Genomic DNA, 1,779 nt, shown 5'->3' on the forward strand with positions numbered 1-1,779 from the left:
GAGCAGCTCGGTAGCTCGCTGGGCTCATAACCCAGAGGTCGCAGGTTCAAATCCTGTCCCCGCAACCACGGCGAAAGCCAGAGAGGCCGTTTCCGGAGAATTCCGGGAGCGGCCTCTTCGCGTTCTCGCCGGATCTTCCGTAGACGCGCGCGCTCTCGTAGGCTGACCCCGTCGGACCTCTCGGGAAGGTGCACCATGACGAACGAGATCGACGAACGGGCGAGCGTCGCGCAGATCACCGAACGACTGTCGACCCGGTATCCCCACCTCGACCCTCGCCACGTGGCCAGCGTCGTCGCGGCGGCCTACGACGGAATGAGCACGGCGCGTGTGCGCGACTTCGTGCCCGTGCTGGTCGAGCGCCAGGCCAAGGGTCTGCTGCGCGACGAGGAGGCACGTGCCGATCGGCGTATCCCGGCTTGACCCCGTCGTAGAGACACCCGTCGGGCGCTCGGCGCTCGGCGACGTCCTCCTCGCGTGGAGCGCCTCCCCGCCGGAGCACCGTCATGACACGGGTCGCCGCCTGATGCGCGAGCTCGCGCGCGAGCTGGAGGCCGCGGCATCCGTCGACATCGTCTCCGTCTGCGCACGCTGCGGAGGCACTCACGGCCGTCCCCGCGTCACCGCCGGCGACATCGCCGTGAGCGTCACCTACGCCGGGGATCTGGTGGTGGCCGCCGCTGCTCCGCACCACATCGCCGATGAGATCGGGGTCGACGCCGAGAACGAGGGGGCGGATGCCGCTTCCCCCCTCGCCGACCTCGCGCCCCTGTTCGCTCCCGCTCCCCCGCCGACGACCGTCGGGTGGACGCAGATCGAAGCCGCGCTGAAAGCCGATGGCCGCGGCATCCGCGTGCCCGTGGGAGACGTGGTCGTCGGCGAGGCGGTGCCGTCCGCGCTGCCGGGCGCCGTCGCTGTCACGGTGCCGGGCCGCGCAGAGCCCGTGCACGTCGCGACGTGGCACGGGATCGACGGCGTCGCCGTCAGCGTGGCGATCGTGGCGTCGTTGACAGCGGAGCCGTGAGCGGCGCCGGCTCCCCCGGTGCGCCACCCGCGGGAAGTTCCGGCAGCGTGGTCTCGAACAGCCACGCGTGCAGCAGCGTACGCACCTCGGGGCCGGCGATCTCCTCGGCCAGCGCCACGAAATCGTCGGTGCCGACGCTGCGCCCGCGGTGCCGCGACATCCACTCGCGCAGCAGCGTGAAGAACGGCCCGTCGCCGAGCGTGAGCCGCAGCGCCTGCAGGGTAAGCGCGCCGCGCTTGTAGACACGGTCGTCGAACATGTCGTCGGGTCCCGGGTCGGCGAGCAGCAGATCCTGGGGCAGCGACGCGAGCCGCGCGTGATGGGCGAGGGCCTTCTGATGAGCGGATGCCCCGCCCGACCGTTCCGACCAGAGCCATTCGGCGTAGCAGGCGAAGCCCTCATTGAGCCAGATGTGCCGCCAGAGCGTGACCCCCACGCTGTTGCCGAACCACTGGTGCGCGAGCTCGTGGGCGACGAGGCGCTCGAGGCTTCCCGCGCCGTCGATGTGGTTGGCGCCGAACACCCCCATCCCCTGCGCCTCGAGCGGGATCTCCAGGTCGTCGGCGGTGACCACGACGGTGTAGGCGGGGTGCGGATAGGGACCGAACGCCTCCTCGAAGACCGCCATCATGCGCGGCACATCGGCCAGGTCTGCGTGCACGCGAGCCTCGAGGGCGCGCGGATAGACCAGATCGACCGGCGGTGCGGTCGCGACCCGTTCGACGACGTAGCGGCCGATCTGCAGCGCGACGAGG

At 71.2% G+C, this 1,779-nt stretch carries 3 protein-coding genes; 2 read left to right on the forward strand and 1 reads right to left on the reverse strand.

Annotated elements, in window-relative coordinates; all coding sequences use genetic code 11:
• Positions 1–195: 195 nt before the first annotated feature.
• Entirely contained in the window at positions 196–423 is a 228-nt protein-coding gene (locus ASG00_RS04475) for a three-helix bundle dimerization domain-containing protein (protein ID WP_056207212.1), read from the forward strand.
• 103 nt (positions 424–526) lie between these two features.
• Positions 527–1,024, forward strand: a complete 498-nt coding sequence (locus ASG00_RS04480; RefSeq protein WP_162238346.1) for a hypothetical protein — start codon at positions 527–529, stop codon at positions 1,022–1,024.
• Here ASG00_RS04480 and ASG00_RS16865 read toward each other — a convergent pair.
• Positions 984–1,779, reverse strand: a 796-nt coding sequence (locus ASG00_RS16865; protein WP_268771947.1) for a M1 family aminopeptidase, incomplete at its 5' end; no start/stop codon positions are given. The two genes, ASG00_RS04480 and ASG00_RS16865, sit on opposite strands and share 41 nt — an antisense overlap.

Origin of the sequence: Microbacterium sp. Leaf351 (assembly GCF_001423825.1) — a bacterium.
Classification (GTDB): Bacteria; Actinomycetota; Actinomycetes; order Actinomycetales; family Microbacteriaceae; genus Microbacterium; species Microbacterium ginsengisoli.